The sequence below is a fragment of the Nonomuraea sp. NPDC049141 genome (assembly GCF_040648415.1).
GTDB lineage: Bacteria > Actinomycetota > Actinomycetes > Streptosporangiales > Streptosporangiaceae > Nonomuraea.
Genome location: NZ_JBEZDR010000002.1, coordinates 687,155 through 707,316, shown reverse-complemented (window position 1 = coordinate 707,316; position 20,162 = coordinate 687,155). Strand labels below are relative to the sequence as shown.

Sequence of the window (20,162 nt, the reverse complement as noted above, 5' to 3'; positions counted from 1 at the left end):
GCCGGGATTCAGCTTGTGCTTTCACTGCTACTACGACTGCGCCGTGATCTCGGTCGACATGCGGGTGTACTTCACCGACGCCTGACCCAGGTCGATGATCGACTCACCGTTGAGCAGCTCGGCGGGCTTGATGCCCAGCAGCGAGCCCTCGGGGATCTGCACCTTGTCCATGGCGGCCTTGTTGGGCACCTTGTAGTTGATGTTCGCGGCGGCCCAGCTGTGGATCTCGGGGTCGAGGATGTAGTTGATCAGGGCGTGCGCCGCCTCCTTGTTCTTGGAGGACTTCATGATCACCATGGTGTCCACCCAGAGGTCGCTGCCCTCCTTCGGCACCACGAACTTGATGTTCTTCTTCTCGTCCGTGGTCGGGCACCAGCCGTCCCACGCCTCGACCATCACGGCCTCGCCGGACTTGAGCTTGTCGCCGAAGGTCGTGTCGTCGTAGCCGAGCAGGTGCGGCTTGGCCTCGATGAGGAGCTTCTTGGCCGCGGCGATCTCGTCGTCCTTGTCGGTGTTGACCGAGTAGTGCAGCGCCTTGAGCGCGGGCAGGGCCAGCCAGCGCTCGGTGGTCATCATGGTGACCTTCTTGTCGGCCCAGGCCGGGGGCGACAGGATGTCCTTCCAGCTCGTCGGGGGCGTCTTCACCAGGTCGCTGCGGTAGCAGATGCCGGTCGTGCCCCAGGTGTAGGGCACCGAGTACTTGTTGCCCTTGTCGTAGGAGAGCTGGGTGGCCTCGGGGTAGAGGTTGGCCAGGTTCGGGATCAGCTCCGCGTGGATCGGCTCCAGCAGGCCCTGCTCGTTGAGCGCCTGGGCGTACTGGCCCGACACGAACGCCACGTCGATGCCGCTGTCGCCGCCGGCGGTCAGCTTGGTCATCGCCTCCTCGTTGGTGGCGTGGAGCCCGATCTTCAGCGGGAACTTGAGCTTGTCCTTGACCTTCTGCGGTAGCTCCTTGGGCGTGTAGCCGTCCCACACCGTCACGTTGACCGACTGCTTCGACAGGTCGGCGTTCGGGTTGAGCTGGTCGGCCGTCGCCGCCGGCGCCGCTGCGCTGTTGGTCGACTCACCACCGCACGCCGCGACGGCGAGCGCGAGGCCGACCACCGCTACGGCAGCCGGAAGACGACGGGTGAACCGGGTACGGGAGGACACGGCCGCTACTCCTTCAGGATTCCAAGGGACGAGAGGGGTCGCGCGACCAACCGGGCACGGCGGACCAGAGCAGGAGTGTTGCAGCAGAAATCAACATGAGCAAGACTTTTGCGGACACTGTTACCTGGATGTTTGGTCTAGCTGTTGAACATGAATTCAATATGGAAGCGGTTGCTCTCTCTCGGTGAGACGCCCCTCACAGCACAAGATCGCGGCATCTCCGCCGCGCTCGTGACGGCGCTCGTGGGGGGGAGTGAGGTGCCACCGCCCTTCGCCGTCCGCCGCTTCTCCGCCCTGCCCAGCCTCTCGTACGGTGTGACGGAACACGACACTGGGGTGCCGGCCGAGCGGGATTTCGGGTCACACGTCGACCAGACGAACTATTCGGTGGTCGTGGCCGAGCGGGTGGTGGTCAAGTGGCTGACGCCTCCGGCGACGATGCCGCATCCCGCACCCGAGATGCTCGCCCATCTGGCCGGGGCCGGATTCCAGGATACGGCTCCGCCGTACGCCGCGCTGACGCGTGTGGACGGGGCGGGCGAGACGCTGCTCGCGTTGGTCACGGGCTACCTGCCAGGGGCCAGGGACGGCTGGGAGTGGTGCGCCGATGAGGCCGAGGCGGGCCGCACCGCCTTCGCGGACGCCCTCGGCCGCCTGGCCGCCGACCTCCACCTGGCACTCTCCACTTTCCCACCCCCCTCCATCGCCATAACCGCCCCGGCCGTTACAGCGAATTTCGGACCGGCGGAAAGGGCGGAGGGCGCTCTGGCCGAGGCCCTCACTCTCACGGGCGGCGAGGACGGCGAGTGGCTGGCGGGCCGGGCCGGTGCTCTCAGAGCCGAGCTGGCCCCGCTCGCCAGGCCCATCACCACGCCCCTGATCCGCATCCACGGCGATCTCCACGTCGGCCAGATCCTCCAGTGGACCGGTGGTTATGCCGTGATCGACTTCGACGGCAACCCCACCGTCACGGAGGCCGCGCCGTACCAGCCGGCGGCCAGAGACGTCGCCCAGCTCGCCACCAGCCTGGAACACGTCGCCCAGGTGGCGATCAAGCGCCGCGGCACCCCGCCGCGCCAGGCGCTCGGCTGGGCCGGCGAGGCCCGTGAGCGCCTGCTGACCGCCTACCGGGACCGCCTGGCCGAGCGCGGGCGGCCGGACCTGCTGGACGGCTCGCTGCTCCGCCCGTTCGAGATCGAGCAGGAGTGCCGGGAGCTCGTCTACGCCGCCCGGCACCTGCCCCGCTGGCGCTACGCCCCGATGGGCGTCCTGCGCGCCCGTTATCCCGAGGAGACCCCGTGAATTCCGAGCTCTACCTGGCCGACCTGGAGGCCAAGCCCGCGGCCCTGGCCACCTTGGCGGACGCGCTGGCGACCGCCGATCCGTTCGAGGGGCTGCCGCGCGGTGTCCGTCGCGTGCTGTTCCTGGGCATGGGCAGCTCCCGCTACGCCGCCGGCGTGGCCGCGCTCCGCCTGCGCGCCGCGGGCATCGACGCCTACGCCGACTACGCCTCCGCCGCGGCCACCTACCCCGCGGGTCCGGAGACGCTGGTGGTGCCCATCTCGGCGACGGGTGGCAGCCGCGAGACGCTCGACGCGGTGGCCCGGTACGCGGGCGGCCCGTCGTTCGTGGCGGCGCTCACCAACACTCCCGGCTCGGCCCTCGCCGAGGCGGCCGACCTGGTCGTCCCCCTGCGGGCGGGCGAGGAGCGGGGCGGCGTGTCCTGCCGTACGTTCCAGCACACGCTCGCCCTCCTGCTCGCGCTGGAGTCCCGCCTCACGGGCGACGGGCGCGATCTGCCCGCTCTGGTACGGCGGAGCGCCGAGGCGTCGGCCGACCTCCTCGACCGCAGGGACGAGTGGCTGCCCCTGGCGCTGGAGCTGCTGGACGGCCCGCACGGCGTCTACACCATGGCGCCCCCGGAGCGCCTGTCGTCGGCGGAGCAGTCGGCGCTGATGTTCCGCGAGGGTCCCCGCCACCCGGCCGACGCCTGCGAGACGGGCGACTGGGCCCACGTTGACGTCTACCTCACCAAGACCCTCGACTACCGCGCCCTGCTCTTTCCCGGCTCCCGTTACGAGGACCAAGCCATGGACTGGGTGCGGCAGCGCGGCTCGACGGTCCTCACCGTCGGCGGAGACCTCAAGGACGCCACGGCCGCCATCCATTACACGCACGAGGGCGACGCGGACGTGGCCCTGCTCACGGAGACGCTGGTGGCGGAGCTGGTCGCCGCCTACTGGTGGTCGGCGGCGTCCTGACCGGGCGTCAGCGGGCGCCGGACGCGGACTGGGCGGTGAGGGCGTGCTCGACCAGCGAGATGAGCGTGGCCTTGACCGCCTCGCGGACCCGCGCGTCGGTACGCACGATCGGGATGTGCGGCGAGAGCGTGAGCGCCTCCCGCACCTCGTTCTCCACGTGCGGGAAGTGCCCGTCCCACCCGTTGAGCCCGACGACGAACGGCAGCCCGGCGTTCTCGAAGTAGTCGATCGCGGGGAAGCTGTCGGCCAGCCGCCGGGAGTCCACCAGCACCACCGCGCCGATCGCACCCTTGACGAGGTCATCCCACATGAACCAGAACCGGTGCTGACCGGGCGTGCCGAACAGGTAGAGGATCAGATCACGATCCAGCGACAGTCGCCCGAAGTCCATGGCCACGGTCGTGGTCGTCTTGCCCGGCGTGTGCGCGAGGTCGTCGATGCCCGCCGAGGCATCCGTCATGACGGCCTCCGTGGTCAGCGGCATGATCTCCGACACCGCGCCGACGAAGGTGGTCTTGCCCACGCCGAACCCGCCCGCGACGACGATCTTCGTCGAGGTGAGCCCGCTAGAGCCTGCGAAGTCCACTGAGTACCCTTTCGAGCAGGCTCTTGTCAGGGACGCCCGCCTCAAGCTGCGGCTGGTAGACGCGGACCAGCCCTTCCGACTCCATGTCGGCTATCAGGACCCGCGCCACACCGAGCGGGACCCGCAGCAGAGCTGACACCTCCGCCACCGACCGGACCTGCCGGCACAGCTCGCTGATCGCCCGGTATTCCCGGGTGTAGGTCATGCCGAGCCGTATCGACGTCGCTGAGGATACAAGCGCCTCCACCGCAAGGCCACCGCGTGGGGCGGTTCGCCCGCCTGTGACGGCGTACATCCGGACTAACGAGCTCCGCTCGGGCTCCGGTTCGCGGTCATCCCACGCTGCCAACAGTCCACTCCCATCACCAGGTTCGCGCGGCCGAGAGTTCCGCGCGGACGGCGGGCGTGAGCACTTGCCCCGCGCGCTCGACCAGAATCGTCATCTGGTAGGCCACCAGGCCCATGTCGCAATCGGGGGCGGCCAGCACCGCCAGGCACGAACCATCACTGATCGCCATGGCCAGGAGCAGGCCGCGCCGCATTTCGATGAGGGTCTGGGTGACTTCGCCGCCTTCGAAGACCCGCGCGGCGCCCTGGGTGAGGCTGATCAGCCCGGCCGCGATGGCGGCGAGCTGGTCGGCGCGGTCCTGGGGGAAGCCTCGTGAGAAGGCCACCGGCAGCCCGTCGGCGGAGACCACCACGGCGTGCGCCACGCCGGGCACCTGCTCCACGAAGCCGCTGACGAGCCAGTTCATGTCCCTGGCCGCCTGGCTCAGATTCTTCATCCTGGGTCCTCCTCTAACTCTGCGCGGCCCTTGCGCACGCCCTGCTGGTAGTTGGCGAGCCTGCGGCGCAACCGGTCGGGCGAGACAGGAGGCGCGGGCGCGGGTGCGGGGGCCGGCGACGGCGACAGTGGGGGTGTGGCGGAGCCCGGCACCAGGTTGGCCTTGGGCGTCCGCCTGGGCAGTCCGGATGAGGTGGTCCCGCTCCGCGCGGGCTCGCTGATCGCGCCCGCCGCCTGCCATCCGCCGTCGGCCGGCGAGGACCAGGCGGGGTCGCGATGGTCCGGTTCCGGCTTGGTGAACCAGCTCGACCCGGCGGAGGTGAAGACCGGCGGGAGCTCGTTCTCCGCCTGAGGGGGCGGTGGAGCCAGGGCGGGCATCGGCACTTCCACCGAGGGCGTGTGCCGGGAGATGAACCACGAGGATGGGGGCGACGGCGCCATGTCGAGGGCCTCAAGGGGCTGATGGGACGAGCGCTCGAAGGGCCGCTCGAAAGGCCGCTCGAATGGCTGGTCGAATGGCTGGTCGAATGGCTGGTCGAATGGCTGGTCGAGCGAAGGGTCGAACGACGGGTGGCCCAAGCCGGGCATCGCCGGGGTGGCCTGCATCGGCACGAACGGCGGCGGCTCCGGGGCAGGCGTCACCCCGGGGACCGAGGTGAGCAGCGTTTCGGGGATCAGCACCATGGCGGTCAGCCCGCCGACGTCCTGGCGGCGCAGTTGCACCCTGATGCTGTGCCGCAGTGCGAGCCGGCCGACCACGAACAGACCCATCCGCCGGGAGACCGAGACGTCGACCACCGGCGGGTTGGCCAGCCGCCAGTTGGCCTCGGCCAATTCCTCCGGGCTCATACCGATGCCGTGGTCGGTGACCGAGACCATCAGCCCGCCGCCGTCGATGCGGCTGCTGGAGATGATCACCTTGGTGTCGCGCGAGGAGAACGAGACCGCGTTCTCGACCAGCTCGGCGAGCAGGTGGACGACGTCGCTGACCGCCTGGCCGGCGATGGCGCTCGCCGACTGCGCCTCGACGCTGACCCGGTCGTAGCTCTCGACCTCGCCGAGGGACGCGCGTAGGACGTCCATCAGCTCGACCGCCTCGCTCCACTTGCGTGCCGCCTCCTGGCCGGCCAGGACCAGCAGGTTCTCGCTGTTGCGGCGCATCCGGGTGGCCAGGTGGTCGAGCTTGAACAGGTCGCCGAGCCGGTTGTCGTCGCGCTCGCCGCGCTCCAGCCGCTCGATCAGCGTGAGCTGCCGCTCGACGAGGGTCTGACTACGCCGCGACAGGTTGACGAACATCGCGTTGACGTTCGAGCGCAGCCGCGCCTCGTCGCCGGCCAGCCGTACGGCCTCGCGGTGCACCTCGTCGAAGGCGCGCGCGACCTCGCCCACCTCGTCCTTGGAGAAGATGCCGATGGGCGGCACCTTGACGTTGAGCGCGCCGTCGCGCGACTCGCGCAGGTGCTGGACGAACTCCGGCAGCCGTCGGCCGGCGATCTCCAACGCCTCGCCGCGCAGCCGGCGCAGCGGCCGGACCAGCGATCGCGCCACTCCCGTGGTGATCAGCAGGACGGCGATGAGCAGCGCGAGCACCGCGCACGCGATGACCAGGGCGCGCTGCCGCTCGTCCGCGCTGAGTGCCTCGCTGCGGGTCAGGATGCCGGCCGCCTGGCGCTGCTCGACCTCGCGGAAGGAGTCGACGACGACGGTGCCCGCGTCGTACCACTCCTTGGCGTCGTCTCCGTGGTTGCCCTGGTCGAGGCCCTTCAGGGGCAGCCCCGCCGTGGCCCGGATCAGCACCAGCTCGCGCAGGAACAGCATGCGGTCGGCGGATCTGCCGTTGACGCTCTCGTCGAAGAAGCGGCGTTCCTCCGCGGTGGCCTCGTCGCCGAAGCCCTTGCGCTCGTTGCGTTCGCGTGACAGCTCGCCGAGGAAGCGCTTGAGCTGCTCCTGGTCGAAGCTCCCCTCGACCAGGCCGGTGGTGACCAACGCCTGCTGGAGCGAGATGCTCTCCTTGGCGTGGGCCAGCGAGTCGAGCATGCGGGTCTGACGGAACAGCTCGTCGTCCTGACTGCCCTTGACCAGCTCGTTGTGCACCGACAGCAGCTCGTTGATCACCGTGGTGTAGAGCTCGACGCAGGCCCCGGGCAGCAGATCGGCTTCGAGCGCCTGCTGGCGCAGGCCGGCCAGGTCGTTCAGGCGGCTCAGCATGTTCTCGATCTGGTCGGCGGTACGGCCGGTGACCTCACCCACCAGTTGCTCGGCGCTCGCCCGCACCTGCCTGGTGGAGGCGTCCACCAGGTCCATCTGGTCGCGTACGTCGGCCAGCCCCGTCGCGGGCCGCCCCCTGGCGATGAACCACGAGGTCCTGCCGCGCTCGCCGGCGACCAGGTGGGTGAGCGCGCCGACCTGCTGGGAGAGCTGCGCCAGCCGGTTCGTACGGGCGTAGTCAGCGGCGGCGCCCATCGAGGCGAACACCTGGACGCCGCCGAGCAGGACGGCGGCGGCGGTCGGAACCAGGATGAGCGCGACGAGCCGCGCCCGGACGCGCCAGTTACGCAGGCGCCAGTTCGCCTCGTCCGCCTGCCGTTCACCCAACTGTGTACTCACCGAACGCAACCTCTCGCCCGAATCGGCGTATTTGAAGGGCGACTGAGGCCCTCGGGAAATCAGCAAGTGGGGGTAATTGGAACACATACCTACTAGCTCGGCCAAGCGAACATAACGTGGCAAAACTCAAGCGGTGTGACGCATGAGGCGAGAACCTGGGGCCCCATTTTGATCCGTTATAGGTGAAAAATGCTCCTTTAAGTAAACAAGTGTCCACTTGTGGGCGTTTGTAGCGTTCCAAGGCTGTTACAGAGAAGAACCACAGACGTCTCTTCAAGGTCACGCCGTTGAGATTTGCGTTATTTACGACATAGGTTGAGCCCGGTCAAAGCGAGGAGGCGAGTTGTGGGGGTTTCTCACGACAGTGCGGCCATCGACGTCAACGGGCTGTGGAAGATCTTCGGCACAAAGGCAGAAAGGGTCCTGGAGTGCGATGACAAGTATCTGGAACCCACCGCGCTGAGAGAGAAGACGGGCTGCACCGCCGCCGTCAGAGACGTCAGTTTCGAGGTACGGCCCGGCGAGGTCTTCGTCGTCATGGGCCTGTCGGGAAGCGGCAAATCCACCCTGGTCCGCTGCCTCACCCGGCTCATCGAGCCGAGCGCGGGCGAGATCAGGATCGACGGCGAGGACATCGGCCGCGCCACCCCCGCCCGCTTACGCGAGATCCGCCGCCACCGGGTCAGCATGGTGTTCCAGCACTTCGGCCTGCTCCCCCACCGACGCGTGATCGACAACGTGGCCTACGGCCTGGAGATCCAGGGCGCCGCCAAGGACGACAGGCACACGCGGGCCGGGGAGATCCTCGCCCTCGTCGGCCTCGACGGGCACGCCGACGCCTACCCCGACCAGCTCTCCGGCGGCATGCAGCAGCGGGTCGGCCTGGCCCGCGCGCTGGCCGTCGACCCGCAGGTGATGCTGTTCGACGAGCCGTTCAGCGCGCTCGACCCGCTGATCCGCCGCGACATGCAGGCCGAGGTGATCCGCCTGCACCGCGAGGTCGGCAAGACGATGGTGTTCATCACCCACGACCTGTCCGAGGCGCTCAAGCTGGGCGAACGCATCGCGATCATGCGGGCCGGGTCGATCGTGCAGCTCGGCACGCCGGAGGAACTGGTGGGCGCGCCGGCCGACGACTACGTGGCCGACTTCGTCCGTGACGTGCCCAGGAGCCACGTGCTCACGCTGCGCTGGATCTGCCGGCCGCCCGAGCCAGGCGAGCCCCTCGACGGCCCGGTCCTGCCCGCCCGCACGGTCATCAAGGACGCGATCGGCGCCACGTCGGCCTCCTCCCGGCCCATCCGGGTGGTCGACGGTGACGAGCTGGCCGGAGTCGTGGACCGGGTGGACATGCTCACCTTCCTCTCGGGCGCCGTACGGGCCGGCGTATGAGCACCACGGCCGTCACCACCCCGTCCAGGCTGCGCATGCCCAGGTGGGCGGCCCCGGCGGGGATCGTGCTGCTGTTCGCCGCCGCCTACCTCGTCTTCCACGGCACGGGAACGCTCCCGCACGACAAGTCGGCGCCGCAGTTCCTGGCGATCACCGACCTGCGGGAGTGGATCGACGACCACCGGAACTCCAACCCGCTGTTCCTGTACTTCCTGAACTACATCCGGCTCTTCGTCGGGTCGGTCTACACGGCCTTCCAGAGCGTGCTGTACGCACTCGGCTGGCCCGGGCTCATCGGCGTGATGGGCGCGCTGGCCTGGCTGGCGGGCGGCTGGCGGATCGCGCTGCTGGCGGTGGCCGGGGTCGGCTCGTTCGGTGTGCTCGGGCTCTGGCAGTCGAGCGTCGACACCCTGGCCCTGGTCGCGGCCTCGGTGCTGCTGTCGCTGGCGATCGGGATCCCGCTGGGCGTCTGGGCGGGCCTCTCGCGCCGGGCGCGCAAGGCGATCACCCCGGTCCTCGACGTCATGCAGATCATGCCGACGTTCGCGTACCTGGCGCCGCTCGTGCTGTTCTTCCACATCGGCGCGCCCGCCGGCGCCATCGCGACGATGATCTACTCGATCCCGCCGGCCATCCGCATCACCGCGCTGGCCATCGAGCAGGTCTCCCCCACCGCCGTCGAGGCGTCGGCGTCGCTGGGCGCCACGGGGCGCCAGACCCTGTTCAAGGTCTATCTGCCGCTGGCCAGATCGACGATGGCGCTGGCGGTGAACCAGACCATCATGATGGCGCTGTCGATGGTCGTCATCGCGAACCTCATCTCGGCGCCTGGCCTGGGCGGCGACATCATCCGGGGCCTGTCGCGCGCTCAGGTCGGCATCATGCTCCCGGCCGGACTGGCGATCGTCGTCATGGCCGTGGTGCTGGACCGGATGACGGTCGCGCTGGCCACTCGCGACCCGCACCGGCGGATCGGCCGGATCTCCCTCATCGCCGCCGCTGTGTCGGCCGCCGCCGGTCTGGCTCTGACCCCGCTGCTGCCCGCCGAGTGGCCCGACGGCTGGACGGTCAACTTCGTCGTCCAGGTCAACGACGCGGTGCACTGGGCCGAGACGAGCTGGTACGGCGTCACGACGTTCGTCAAGGACGTCACGACCAGTCTCCTGCTCAACCCGCTGGAGGGCCTGCTCACCTCGGCGCCGTGGTGGCTGGTCGCCGCCGCCGCGCTGCTCCTGGCCTGGCGGGTGAGCGGGCTGAGGCCGGCGCTCACGGCACTCGGCTGCCTGCTGGCGATCGCGCTGCTCGGCGTCTGGGAGCACGCCATGCAGACGCTCACCACCGTCACGGTCGCGGTGCTCGTCACCCTGGTCATCGGCCTGCTCCTGGGCGTGGCGGCCGCGCGGTCGTCCCGGTATTCAGCCGTGCAGCGCCCGATACTCGACGCCGCGCAGACCATGCCCGCCTTCGTGTACCTGCTGCCCGCGCTCGCCCTGTTCGAGACCACCAGGTTCACCGCGATCTTCGCCTCGGTCATCTACGCGGTGCCCCCGGTCGTGCGCCTGGTCGAGGACGGCATCAGGGCGGTGCCCGCGACCGTGGTGGAGGCGGCCGCGTCCGCCGGGTCCACCCCGGGCCAGCTCCTGTGGAAGGTGCAGCTGCCGATGGCCCGCCGGGCGATCCTGCTGGCCGCCAACCAGGGCATCGTGATGACCCTGGCCATGGTCGTCGTGGGTGGCCTGGTCGGGGCCGGCGCCCTCGGCTACGACGTGGTCGTGGGCTTCTCCCAGCGGACCGACTTCGGCATGGGGTTCATCGCCGGCATCGCGACGGTCCTGCTCGGGGTCATGCTCGACCGCATCACGCAGGGCGCCGACAGGCGCCCTGCCCCCCCAAAGAAGGAAGACCACATCAACTACCGCCGGTTGAAGTCGGTGGTTTGCTCTCGCGGTCCCGTCTGGGTGAGGGGAGGCCGGTAGCGTGTGGCTGGTTGACAGCAGCCCAGCCCGCAACGCCGCGTGTGGCGATGTTGCGGGCCGCGATGTGGTCGGCGTGCCCAGCGAGGCCACACCCGGTGCAGACGAACCGGCCCCGTGCCGGCCGATTCGCCCTGCTGACATTCCCGCAGTCCGGACACGCCTGCGAGGTGTAGGCGGGGTCGACCAGCAGGAAGGCGATCCCGGCTCGCGCAGTTTTGTAGCGGGTGAAGGTGATCTGCTGGGCGAAGGCCCAGCTGTGCAGGGTGCGCCGCTGGAGCCGGTGAGCCCTGACCCGGCCGCGGATGCCTTGGAGGTCTTCCAGGGCGATCCCGCGGCCGGTGCGTTCGGCTTCACGCACCACGAACTTCGAGATCTGGTGGTTGAGGTCGGTCATCATCCGGTGCTCACGCCCGGCAAGGCGGCGCAGCACCCGCCGCGCCGCCGGGGTGCCCTTCTTTTGCAGGCGTCGGCGTTGCCGGTGGCGCCGCTCGCGCAGGGTGCGGACGTGGCCGTTGCCGTCGATCGGTCCGGCCAGGGCGGGGCCGGGCAGCACCGCGCCGTCGGAGGTGACCGCCAGGTTGGCCACCCCTTGATCCACCCCGACGAAGCCGCCGACCGGCTCGCGTACCGCCGGTGTGGGCAGGGTGAGGGTGACCTTCAGCAGCCACATGCCGCGTCGGCAGATCAGGTCGGCCTCACCGAGCGGCAGCGTGTCGATGGCTTTGAGGTCGTCTGGTCGTCCGGTGTAGGGGATGGTGACCCGGCCGGTGGGCGTCCACAGCGACACGGTGCGGGCGTCACGGTTGAAGCTCATCAGCCGGGCGTCGTAGGGGACGGCGCCGTGCGGGCGGAAGATGTGGGCGCGTTTCTTGGTGGCGCGCCGGTTGGCATACGCGCCGGCGACCCGGGCGATCGCCCGCACGGCCGCCTGCGCGCCCAGTCCGGCCACTTGCGCCCGCACCTCGTAATAGGCCAGCCGATGCAACTCCACCACACGGAACACACGATGCTGCCAGGCCAGCCGGGACACGACGGTGGCCGCCTGATTGCACACCAGCACCGCCGCGGCCAGCGCGTCGGCCTGGGCCGGCGCGGGCGTCAGCCGCAGTTGCACGACCGTGGGCAGGCCGTGCCGTTTGGTGGCGGACCGGCGGATCGCCATCACGCACCTCCTGTCACAGCGCCCTCACCCACCGCACACATTACCGAACGTGACCGAGTCTTTCCCTACTGTTTTCGAAAGGAGGGGTGGCGCTTCCTCCCGGCCCTGAAGGATCGGGTCTCCGCGCCACCATTCAGATGAAGATTCTGCTCGCAAGCCTTCTCGCACTCGGGCTCGCGGCCGCGGGATGCGGTGGCGCCAAGGTCGAAGAGCCGTCCAGTTCCGCTGCGCCACAAGTCCAGGGCAGCGCCTCGAGCGCCGGAACCGTCAAGATCGCGATCAACCCGTGGGTGGGCTACGAGGCCAGCGCCAACGTGGTGGCCTACCTGCTGAAGAACGAGCTCCACTACGACGTCAAGCTTCCGGAGATCAAGGAACAGCTCGCCTGGGAGGGCTTCGAGACCGGCGACGTGGACGTCATCATCGAGAACTGGGGTCACCCGGACCTGGTGAAGAAGTTCATCGACGAGAAGAAGGTCGCCCAGTCCGCGGGCTCGACCGGCAACAAGGGCGTCATCGGCTGGTACGTGCCCAAGTGGATGGCCGACAAGTACCCGGACATCACCGACTACAAGAACCTGAACAAGTACGCCGGCCTGTTCAAGACGTCGGAATCCGGCGGCAAGGGCCAGCTCCTCGACGGCGACCCGAGCTACGTCACCAACGACGAGGCCCTGGTCAAGAACCTCAAACTGAACTTCAAGGTGGTCACGGGCGGCAGCGAGGCGGCCCTGCTCAAGTCGGCGACCCAGGCGCAGGAGCAGCAGAAGGCACTGCTGTTCTACTTCTGGACCCCGCACTGGCTCTTCGACAAGGTCGATCTCGTACGCGTGAACCTGCCCGCCTACACCTCGGGCTGCGACGCCAACGCCAAGAAGGTCGCCTGCGACTACGCGAAGCTGAACCTCGACAAGATCGTGAGCAAGAAGTTCGCCGACACCGGCGGCAAGGCCTACGACCTGGTCAAGAACTTCAGCTGGACCAACGAGGACCAGAACGCCGTCGCCAACGACATGACCAACGGCGGCATGACCGGCGAGCAGGCCGCCAAGAAGTGGATCGAGGCCAACACCGCCAAGTGGCAGGCGTGGATCCCCAAGTAGCCCCTCTTGACCCCTTTTCGGCCGCGGCCCCCGGCGGGCCGCGGCCGTGGAGCCGCTCATGCGAACCAAGACGATCACGGGGCCGCTGGTGGCGGCCCTGCTGCTGACGGCCTGCTCCAGCGGAGAGCCGTCGCCCGCCCCTGGGGCGAAGGGCACGGTGCACATCGACGTCCACGGGTGGGTCGGCTACGAGGCCCAGGCCGCCGTGCTGGCCTACCTGCTCGAACACGAGCTGGGATACGACGTCAAGAAGCGCAAGATGAAAGAGGAGGATTCCTGGAAGGACTTCGCCACCGGCAAGGTCGACGTGATCGTCGAGAATTGGGGCCATAACGATCTTAAGAAGAAGTACATCGAGGACGAGAAGATCGCGCTCTCGGCGGGTCTCACCGGAAACAAAGGGGTGATCGGATGGTACGTCCCCCAGTGGATGGTCAAGCGATATCCAGACATCACCAACTGGCGGAGCCTGAACAAGTATTCGAGCCTTTTTCGGACCGCTAAATCTGGAAATTCCGGTCAGGTACTCGACGGTGATCGGTCGTTCGTCACCAATGACGAGGCGCTCGTGAAGAACCTCGGCCTCGATTACCGGGTGGTCTACTCCGGCAGCGAAGACGCGTTGATCAAGGCGGCGGAGACGGCGACCAAGAACAGGAAGCCGGTGCTGATGTATTTCTACGAACCTCAATGGCTGTTCACCAAGGTCAAACTCGTCAAGATCAATCTGCCCGCCTACTCGATAGGCTGCGACGCCGTCGCGGCCAAGGTCGCCTGCGACTACCCGCCGTACCTGCTCGACAAGATCGTGAGCAGGAGCTTCGCCGCGACCGGCGGCCGGGCGTACGACCTGGTCCGCAACTTCACCTGGACCAACGACAACCAGAACGCGGTCGCCAGCGACATGATCAATGGCAAGATGAGCGCCGACCAGGCCGCCAAGAAGTGGGTCGACGAGAACAAGATCGTGTGGAAGGACTGGATCCCGCGTTGAACTACGCCATCGTGGCCGGCTGACCCCTCGGGGTCACCGGTCCAGGCGCTGGTAGAGGCGGACCGACAGGATGAAGAAGACCGCGGTGATCACCAGCGGCCAGACGATCGCCATCGTCACCGCGTGCTGGGCCACCCAGGAGTCGCCGCCCCAGCCGGGATTGCCGAACAGCTCCCGCGCCGCCGCGACGGTCGACGACAGCGGGTTCCACTCGGAGACGGCGCCCAGCCAGCCCGGCATGGTGCCCGGGGCGACGAAGGCGTTCGACAGGAAGCCGATTGGGAACTCCAGCGTCTGGATGGCCGTCACCGCCCCCGGATCCTTGGCCACCAGCCCGAGGTACATCCCCGCCCACAACAGGGCGAAGCGCAGCCACAGCAGCAGCCCCACGGCCCCGAGCGCCCCGCCCAGGCTCGCCGGGCGCCAGCCCACCGCGAAGCCGCAAGCCAGCATGCCCGCCAGGACCAGCACCGAGTTGAGCAGATCGGCGACGGCCCGGCCGATCAGCACGGCCGACGGGGCCATGGGCATGGACCGGAACCGGTCGGTCACACCACGAGTCAGGTCCGTGGTGACCGCGACCATGGTGGCGCCCAGTCCGAACAGCATCGTCATGCCGTACATGCCGGGCATGAGGAAGGCGAAGTAGTCGGCCCCCTCCGGCACGTCCACCGCGCCGCCGAACAGGTAGCCGAACGCCAAGGCGATCACCACGGGGAAGGCGACCCCGAACACGATCGTCATGGGCTGGGCGATCCAGTGGATCAGGTCGCGCCGGGCGACCGACCAGCCGTCGGCCAGCGCCCAGCGCAGCCGGGTGAACGGCGGGTCCATGGTGAGTTCGGTCATGCCGGGCTCCTTTCGGTTGATGGGATTCACGCGGCGGTGAGGCTCAGGAAGACCTCATCGAGTGTCGGCCTGCGCAGCGCGACGTCCTCGGCCTCGATGCCCGCGGCCGAGAACGCCGCCAGGACCGCCGTGAGCGCCTGGACTCGCTCGACCACCGGCGCGCTGACGTGGCGGGTGTCCTGATCGACTTCAGCGGGCGCGGCGGCCACCCTGCCGACGATCCCGGCGGCCTCGGACAGCCGCGCAGCGTCCCTGACGACCACGTCGAGCCGGTCGCCGCCGAGCTTGTTCTTGAGCTCGGCCGGCGTGCCCTCGGCGACGACCCTGCCGGTGTCGATGACCGAGACGCGGTCCGCGAGCTGGTCGGCCTCCTCCAGGTACTGGGTGGTGAGCAGCACCGTGGTGCCGGTGGAGACGAGGGCGCGCACCGCCTTCCACACCTCGCCGCGGCTGCGCGGGTCGAGCCCCGTGGTGGGCTCGTCGAGGAAGAGCACGGGCGGGGAGAGGATCATGCTTGCCGCCAGGTCGAGGCGGCGCCGCATGCCGCCCGAGTACTCCTTGACCGGGCCCGGGTGCTCCAGGCCGAACGTGTCCAGCAGCTCGGCGGCCCTGGCCCGGGCCGCGCGGGCGTCCAGGTGGTAGAGGCGGCCGAACAGCTCCAGGTTCTGCCTGCCGGTCAGCACGTCGTCCACCGCCGCGTGCTGGCCGACCAGGCCGATGCTCCGCCGTACGAGCCGGGGACGGGCCGCCACGTCGAACCCCGCCACCTCCGCTCGGCCGCCGTCCGCGCGCAGGAGTGTGGTGAGGATCCGGACGGCCGTGGTCTTGCCCGCGCCGTTCGGGCCGAGCAGGCCGCAGACCGTGCCCTCGGCCACCTCCAGGTCGAAGCCGTCCAGGGCCGCCTTCTTGCCGTACGTCTTGCGCAGCCCCTGTGCGAGTACCGCCGCCATACTGCCTCCTAAATTCCGTACGCCGTACCGTACAGCATACGGTTCAGAATTCGCAACCGTACGGTGTACCGTACGAAGGTGACGATCGAGTACCCCGGCAAGGGCGACCCGGCGCGCAGCCTGGCGCTGCTCTGGCGCACCAGCGAGCGGGCCAGCCGCAAGGGCAAGCCCGACCTGAGCGTCGACCGGATCGTGCGCGCCGCCATCGAGGTCGCCGACGCCGACGGCGTGCAGGCGCTGTCGATGCGCCGCGTCGCCGAGCGGCTCGGCGTCGGCACGATGTCGCTCTACACGTACGTGCCGGGCAAGCCGGAGCTGCTCGACGTCATGCTCGACACCGTCTACGGCGAGACCGCGAGGCCGGAGGACGTGCCAGGCGGCTGGCGGGCCAGGCTGACCCTGATCGCCAGGGAGAACTGGGCGCTCTACCAGCGCCACCCCTGGCTCCTGCAGGTGGCGGCCAACCGCCCGGTGCTGGGGCCGAACGTCACGGCCAAGTACGACTACGAGCTGCGTGCCGTCGACGGCCTCGGGCTGACGGACGTGGAGATGGACTCGGTGATCACCCTGGTGACCGGCTTCGTTCACGGCACGGCCAGGGGGGCGGTCGAGGCCGCGCAGGCGGAGACCCAGACCGGGCTGACCGACGAACAGTGGTGGGCGGCCCACGCGCCGTTCCTCAGCCGGATCGCCGACACCTCACGGTGGCCGACGGCCTCCCGCGTCGGTCAGGCCGCCGCCGAGGCCCTGGGCGGTGCGTACAGCGCCGAACACGCCTTCGAGTTCGGCCTGGAACGCGTCCTCGACGGCATCGACACACTGATCACCCGCCGAGCCGACCCGACCTGACTCCGCCTGCCCACCGGTTCAGCCCGACAACCGCTGCCCTGCCGACACCGCCGGCCGCGTTTTCCGCACTCCCCGCCACAGTTCGGCTGGGGTCCTTCTGGGTGTGGGGGCGGCGATCGCTGGGATCCCTCCGGGTGGAGCGCTGATCCCCGGGGGTGCTTCTGGACGGTGATCGCTCAGGTGCTCCTGGGGAGCGGGAGTGGCGATCACCGCCCCTACTCCCCAAAGACATCCCAGGAGCTTTGGTGTCAAGCCGTGAGGTCTTGTGTGTGGTGTGGCCAGGCGGTCGCTTCGTTGTAGAGGGTTCGGGTTTTGAGGCAGCCGTGCAGGATGCCCACTAACCGGTTGGCGAGCTGGCGCAGTGCGGCGTAGTGGCTGATGTCGCGGGCGCGTTGCTTGTCGTGGTAGGCGCGGGCACCGGGTGAGGCGTTCAGGGCGGTGAAGGCCTGGCCGCCCAGGGCGTCGCGGAGCCGGTCGTTGTGGACGTAGCGGGCCAGCACCGTCTTCTTCTTGCCCGAGGCGCGGGTGATGGGGCTGGTGCCGGCGTAGTTCTTGCGCGCCTTGGCGCTGGCGTAGCGGGTGGGGTCGTCGCCGAACTCGGCCAGCACCCGGGCGCCGAGAATCGATCCCAGTCCCGGCTGGGAGGCGATGATCTCAGCGTCCGGGTGCTCGCCAAAATGCGCCTCGACCTCGCCTTGGAGAATCTTGATCTGCTCGTTGAGGGTGGTCAGGACGGCGGCGAGGGCGCGAACCCCGGCGGCGTAGGCGGCGCTGACGACCTTGCCTTGGCCCAGTTGCTCGGTGCGCAGGGCGGCCTGAATGGCGGCGGCTTTGCCCGGGATGTCGTGCCGGTGGGCCTGCTTGAGTGCCATGCTGATCTGGGTGATCGTCAGCCTGGCCGCTGAGGCCGGGTCGGGCGCGCGCATCAGCAGAGCCAGGGTGTCGGCGGCGCTCAGGTCCTGGAAGGCCTCCAGCGCGGCGGGGAAGTACTCACGCAACGCATGCCTGAGCCGCTGGTTGTGCCGGGTACGTTCCCAGATCAGGCTCTTGTGCGCCCGGGCCACCATCTTCACTGCCGCGGCCCGCTCACTATCCCCGGCGACCGGGCGCAGCTGGTGGGCGTCGGTGCGGACCATGTCGGCCAGCACATGTGCATCACCGGCGTCGCTCTTGGCGCCCGACACACTGTGCCGCTTGCGATACTCACTCGCCTGCAGCGGGTTGACCGCGTACACGGTGTACCCGGCGGCGATCAGCGCCTGTACCACGGCCCCCGGTCGGTCTCGATGCCGATCAATACCTCGGCGGTGGCCCCATCCTCATCCGATGCCGGCTCGCCCAACCGCTCGCCGATCATCGCGTGCAGCCGGGCCATCCCGGCCACCCCCTCCGGCAGCCGCGCCTTGGCCAGCCGCTTACCGGCCTGATCCATCACCTCCACATCGTGATGATCCTCGGCCCAGTCATCCCCGACGAACAACACCTGCATCCCCTCCGTCCGCCTCAGCCTCGATCCGTTTCGGCAGTTGCTCGGGAGAGAACCATCAGCGACCTAATGAACACAGTGCTCACGCCATACATCGGGCGGGCACGACATCCCAGCAGCGATCACTCTCCCCGCTACCGGCAGGGGCACGGTCTTTGGACAGGACTCAAGATCCAGGGCCTCACAGTGCTCACCTGCCAGCGGCTACAGCTCGAAGCCTGCCCGATCACACACGAGCAACTCCGCTATCTCTCATTAGGACCCCAGCCGAAGTACGGCGGGGAGTGTGGAAACATACGGCAGCCGAAATAGGGGCCTAGCGGTCAGCCGCTTCCTTGGCAGGGGTCGCCCGCCGCAGCTCCGGCGGCCCCGCAGCGGCCAGCGCGACGCCGAGTTGCCGCTCCGTAGGCGGCACGGTCCAGGTCAGTCCAGGCCCGCCGTTGGCGATGACGCTCGTCAGCAGGCTGCGGAGCACCACCTCGCCGGGCGCCCCCGGCTGCCGCGCCCGCGACTCGTCGTACTGGTCACGGATCCGGGCCAGGTCGAGCAGCATCGTGGTGTCCGGCAGCCCGTCGCCCAGGACGACCACCTCCAGCGCGCCCAGGCCACCAGCACCGGACCAGGCGCCGATGCCCGCCACTCCCTGAGGACAGACGATCTCACGCACCTGATCGGCGAAGCGCCCGCCGTGCGCCGAGTCAGCCCAGCCCGCCCGCAGATGCAGCACGCCCGGCTCCTCAACGGCCAGGAACTCGGCCATCAGCTCGCCCACCGTGGTCTGCGGATCGTGCATGGCCGCCTGCCCCCGGGCGGCGAACCGGCCGGCGAGCAGGTCGAGCGAGATGAGCCGCGGCGGTTCGAACACCGTCAGGACCCCGAACTCCCCGCCGAGATCAACCGGGGTTCCCGCGTCGGCGAAGGCCCTCAGCCCCTCCAGCAACGCGGTCGCGCCCTCGTCCCCCAGCCGCGCCTCCCAGCCCGGCCTGCGCACAACCGCCGGCCCATCGTCGGCCGTGCCGCGGTGGCGGACCCACCAGACGGCCACGCCGATCACCACGGCGGCGGCGAGCGCGATCCACATGCTGCCTGCTAGGAGACGGGCGCCGCACGTAGGCGTACGACGTGCTCCACGAGCGAGATCAGCGTCCCCTTCACCGACTCGCGGTGCCGCGCGTCCGTACGCACGATGGGCACGTGCGACGAGAGCGCCAGCGCCTCGCGCACCTCGTCGTCCGAGTGCTGGAACTGACCGTCCCAGCCGTTGATGCCCACCACGAACGGCAGCTTGGCCTCTTCGAAGTAGTCGATCGCGGGGAAGCTGTCGGCCAGCCGCCGCGTGTCGAGCAGCACCACGGCGCCGATCGCGCCGCGCACCAGGTCGTCCCACATGAACCAGAACCGGTGCTGTCCGGGCGTACCGAACAGGTAGAGGATCAGGTCACGGTCGAGCGAGACGCGACCGAAGTCCATGGCCACGGTCGTCGTCTGCTTGTTCGGCGTCATGCCGAGGTCGTCGATGCCCGCGGACGCGTCGGTCATGACCGCTTCCGTGGTGAGCGGCAGGATCTCGGACACCGCCCCCACGAACGTCGTCTTGCCGACGCCGAACCCGCCCGCGACGACGATCTTCGTCGACGTGAGGCCGGGGCTAGAGCCTGCGAAGTCCACTGAGCACCCTTTCGAGCATATTGAGGTCTGGCTGTCCCTCGCTGAGACGTGGCTGGTGCAGGCGGACAAGCCCTTCGTCGGACATGTCCGCCACGAGCACTCTCGCCACGCCCAGCGGGACACGGAGCAGGGCCGAGATCTCGGCGACCGACCGGAACGTGCGACAGAGTTGCATGATGGCCTCTTGCTCGGGAGTGAGCATGGACATCTCGTCATCCGGTATGGACATCGACGAGATCAGCGTCTCCATCGCAAGGTGGTAGCGCGGCTCTGAACGACCGCCGGTCACCGCGTACGGACGGAACAGGGGCTCATCCTCCCCGGTTCCGTCAATGCCGTACAC

Annotated in this window: 18 protein-coding genes and 1 pseudogene; 7 read left to right on the top strand and 12 right to left on the bottom strand. The window is 69.1% G+C overall.

Annotated features, from left to right (window positions below; all coding sequences use genetic code 11):
• Nucleotides 1-30 precede the first annotated feature (30 nt).
• Complete coding sequence (locus AB0B91_RS08090) at nucleotides 31-1,152, bottom strand: spermidine/putrescine ABC transporter substrate-binding protein (RefSeq protein WP_358317314.1); 1,122 nt, start codon at nucleotides 1,150-1,152, stop codon at nucleotides 31-33.
• A gap of 150 nt (nucleotides 1,153-1,302) precedes the next feature.
• Here AB0B91_RS08090 and AB0B91_RS08085 point away from each other — a divergent pair, with 150 nt between their 5' ends.
• Together AB0B91_RS08085 and AB0B91_RS08080 are read left to right on the top strand one after the other, a co-directional pair.
• The gene (locus AB0B91_RS08085; RefSeq protein ID WP_358317312.1) at nucleotides 1,303-2,454 is read left to right on the top strand and encodes a hypothetical protein; all 1,152 of its coding nucleotides are present in this window, start codon (nucleotides 1,303-1,305) and stop codon (nucleotides 2,452-2,454) included.
• Complete coding sequence (locus AB0B91_RS08080) at nucleotides 2,451-3,413, top strand: SIS domain-containing protein (protein WP_358317310.1); 963 nt, start codon at nucleotides 2,451-2,453, stop codon at nucleotides 3,411-3,413. The genes AB0B91_RS08085 and AB0B91_RS08080 overlap by 4 nt, the downstream gene beginning before the upstream one ends.
• Before the next feature lie 7 nt (nucleotides 3,414-3,420).
• On the opposite strand, the gene AB0B91_RS08075 is transcribed toward AB0B91_RS08080, so the two are convergent.
• The 4 genes from AB0B91_RS08075 to AB0B91_RS08060 all read right to left on the bottom strand — a co-directional run bounded on the left by AB0B91_RS08075 (nucleotide 3,421) and on the right by AB0B91_RS08060 (nucleotide 7,390).
• The gene (locus AB0B91_RS08075; RefSeq protein WP_358317308.1) at nucleotides 3,421-3,999 is read right to left on the bottom strand and encodes an ATP/GTP-binding protein; all 579 of its coding nucleotides are present in this window, start codon (nucleotides 3,997-3,999) and stop codon (nucleotides 3,421-3,423) included.
• The gene (locus tag AB0B91_RS08070) at nucleotides 3,980-4,294 is read right to left on the bottom strand and encodes a DUF742 domain-containing protein (protein WP_358317306.1); all 315 of its coding nucleotides are present in this window, start codon (nucleotides 4,292-4,294) and stop codon (nucleotides 3,980-3,982) included. The genes AB0B91_RS08075 and AB0B91_RS08070 overlap by 20 nt, the downstream gene beginning before the upstream one ends.
• Nucleotides 4,295-4,361: 67 nt before the next feature.
• Entirely contained in the window at nucleotides 4,362-4,784 is a 423-nt protein-coding gene (locus AB0B91_RS08065; protein WP_358033790.1) for a roadblock/LC7 domain-containing protein, read from the bottom strand.
• The gene (locus AB0B91_RS08060) at nucleotides 4,781-7,390 is read right to left on the bottom strand and encodes a nitrate- and nitrite sensing domain-containing protein (protein ID WP_358317304.1); all 2,610 of its coding nucleotides are present in this window, start codon (nucleotides 7,388-7,390) and stop codon (nucleotides 4,781-4,783) included. The genes AB0B91_RS08065 and AB0B91_RS08060 overlap by 4 nt, the downstream gene beginning before the upstream one ends.
• A 345-nt stretch (nucleotides 7,391-7,735) precedes the next feature.
• On the opposite strand from AB0B91_RS08060, the gene AB0B91_RS08055 reads away from it, so the two are divergent.
• Together AB0B91_RS08055 and AB0B91_RS08050 are read left to right on the top strand one after the other, a co-directional pair.
• Entirely contained in the window at nucleotides 7,736-8,782 is a 1,047-nt protein-coding gene (locus AB0B91_RS08055) for a glycine betaine/L-proline ABC transporter ATP-binding protein (RefSeq protein ID WP_358317302.1), read from the top strand.
• A complete protein-coding gene (locus tag AB0B91_RS08050) occupies nucleotides 8,779-10,758 on the top strand; it encodes an ABC transporter permease subunit (protein WP_358317300.1) in 1,980 nt (659 codons plus the stop codon). Before AB0B91_RS08055 ends, AB0B91_RS08050 begins: the two co-directional genes overlap by 4 nt.
• On the opposite strand, the gene AB0B91_RS08045 is transcribed toward AB0B91_RS08050, so the two are convergent.
• Complete coding sequence (locus tag AB0B91_RS08045; RefSeq protein WP_358317298.1) at nucleotides 10,691-11,920, bottom strand: transposase; 1,230 nt, start codon at nucleotides 11,918-11,920, stop codon at nucleotides 10,691-10,693. The genes AB0B91_RS08050 and AB0B91_RS08045 overlap by 68 nt on opposite strands.
• A gap of 137 nt (nucleotides 11,921-12,057) precedes the next feature.
• Here AB0B91_RS08045 and AB0B91_RS08040 point away from each other — a divergent pair, with 137 nt between their 5' ends.
• Both AB0B91_RS08040 and AB0B91_RS08035 read left to right on the top strand, forming a co-directional pair.
• Nucleotides 12,058-13,023 (top strand): ABC transporter substrate-binding protein, encoded by a 966-nt coding sequence (locus tag AB0B91_RS08040; protein WP_358317296.1) that lies wholly within the window; start codon nucleotides 12,058-12,060, stop codon nucleotides 13,021-13,023.
• A gap of 58 nt (nucleotides 13,024-13,081) precedes the next feature.
• Nucleotides 13,082-14,017, top strand: coding sequence for an ABC transporter substrate-binding protein (locus AB0B91_RS08035; protein WP_358317294.1), 936 nt, complete (start codon nucleotides 13,082-13,084; stop codon nucleotides 14,015-14,017).
• A 33-nt stretch (nucleotides 14,018-14,050) separates the two neighbouring features.
• Here the strand turns inward: AB0B91_RS08035 and AB0B91_RS08030 are convergent, their stop codons facing one another.
• Nucleotides 14,051-14,866 carry an ABC transporter permease gene (locus tag AB0B91_RS08030; protein WP_358317292.1) on the bottom strand — a complete coding sequence of 272 codons (816 nt, stop codon included), beginning with the start codon at nucleotides 14,864-14,866 and terminating at the stop codon, nucleotides 14,051-14,053.
• A gap of 26 nt (nucleotides 14,867-14,892) precedes the next feature.
• Nucleotides 14,893-15,816, bottom strand: a complete 924-nt coding sequence (locus AB0B91_RS08025; RefSeq protein WP_358317290.1) for an ATP-binding cassette domain-containing protein — start codon at nucleotides 15,814-15,816, stop codon at nucleotides 14,893-14,895.
• Nucleotides 15,817-15,894: 78 nt separating this feature from the next.
• Here AB0B91_RS08025 and AB0B91_RS08020 point away from each other — a divergent pair, with 78 nt between their 5' ends.
• Nucleotides 15,895-16,665, top strand: a complete 771-nt coding sequence (locus AB0B91_RS08020) for a TetR/AcrR family transcriptional regulator (protein WP_358317288.1) — start codon at nucleotides 15,895-15,897, stop codon at nucleotides 16,663-16,665.
• A gap of 248 nt (nucleotides 16,666-16,913) precedes the next feature.
• Here the strand turns inward: AB0B91_RS08020 and AB0B91_RS08015 are convergent.
• The 4 genes and pseudogenes from AB0B91_RS08015 to AB0B91_RS08000 all read right to left on the bottom strand — a co-directional run bounded on the left by AB0B91_RS08015 (nucleotide 16,914) and on the right by AB0B91_RS08000 (nucleotide 20,162).
• Nucleotides 16,914-18,148 (bottom strand): annotated as a pseudogene (locus AB0B91_RS08015) (IS110 family transposase).
• A gap of 319 nt (nucleotides 18,149-18,467) precedes the next feature.
• The gene (locus AB0B91_RS08010) at nucleotides 18,468-19,232 is read right to left on the bottom strand and encodes a hypothetical protein (RefSeq protein ID WP_358317286.1); all 765 of its coding nucleotides are present in this window, start codon (nucleotides 19,230-19,232) and stop codon (nucleotides 18,468-18,470) included.
• 8 nt (nucleotides 19,233-19,240) lie between these two features.
• A complete protein-coding gene (locus tag AB0B91_RS08005; RefSeq protein WP_219526701.1) occupies nucleotides 19,241-19,819 on the bottom strand; it encodes an ATP/GTP-binding protein in 579 nt (192 codons plus the stop codon).
• Nucleotides 19,800-20,162 (bottom strand): DUF742 domain-containing protein, encoded by a 363-nt coding sequence (locus AB0B91_RS08000; RefSeq protein WP_358317284.1) that lies wholly within the window; start codon nucleotides 20,160-20,162, stop codon nucleotides 19,800-19,802. The genes AB0B91_RS08005 and AB0B91_RS08000 overlap by 20 nt, the downstream gene beginning before the upstream one ends.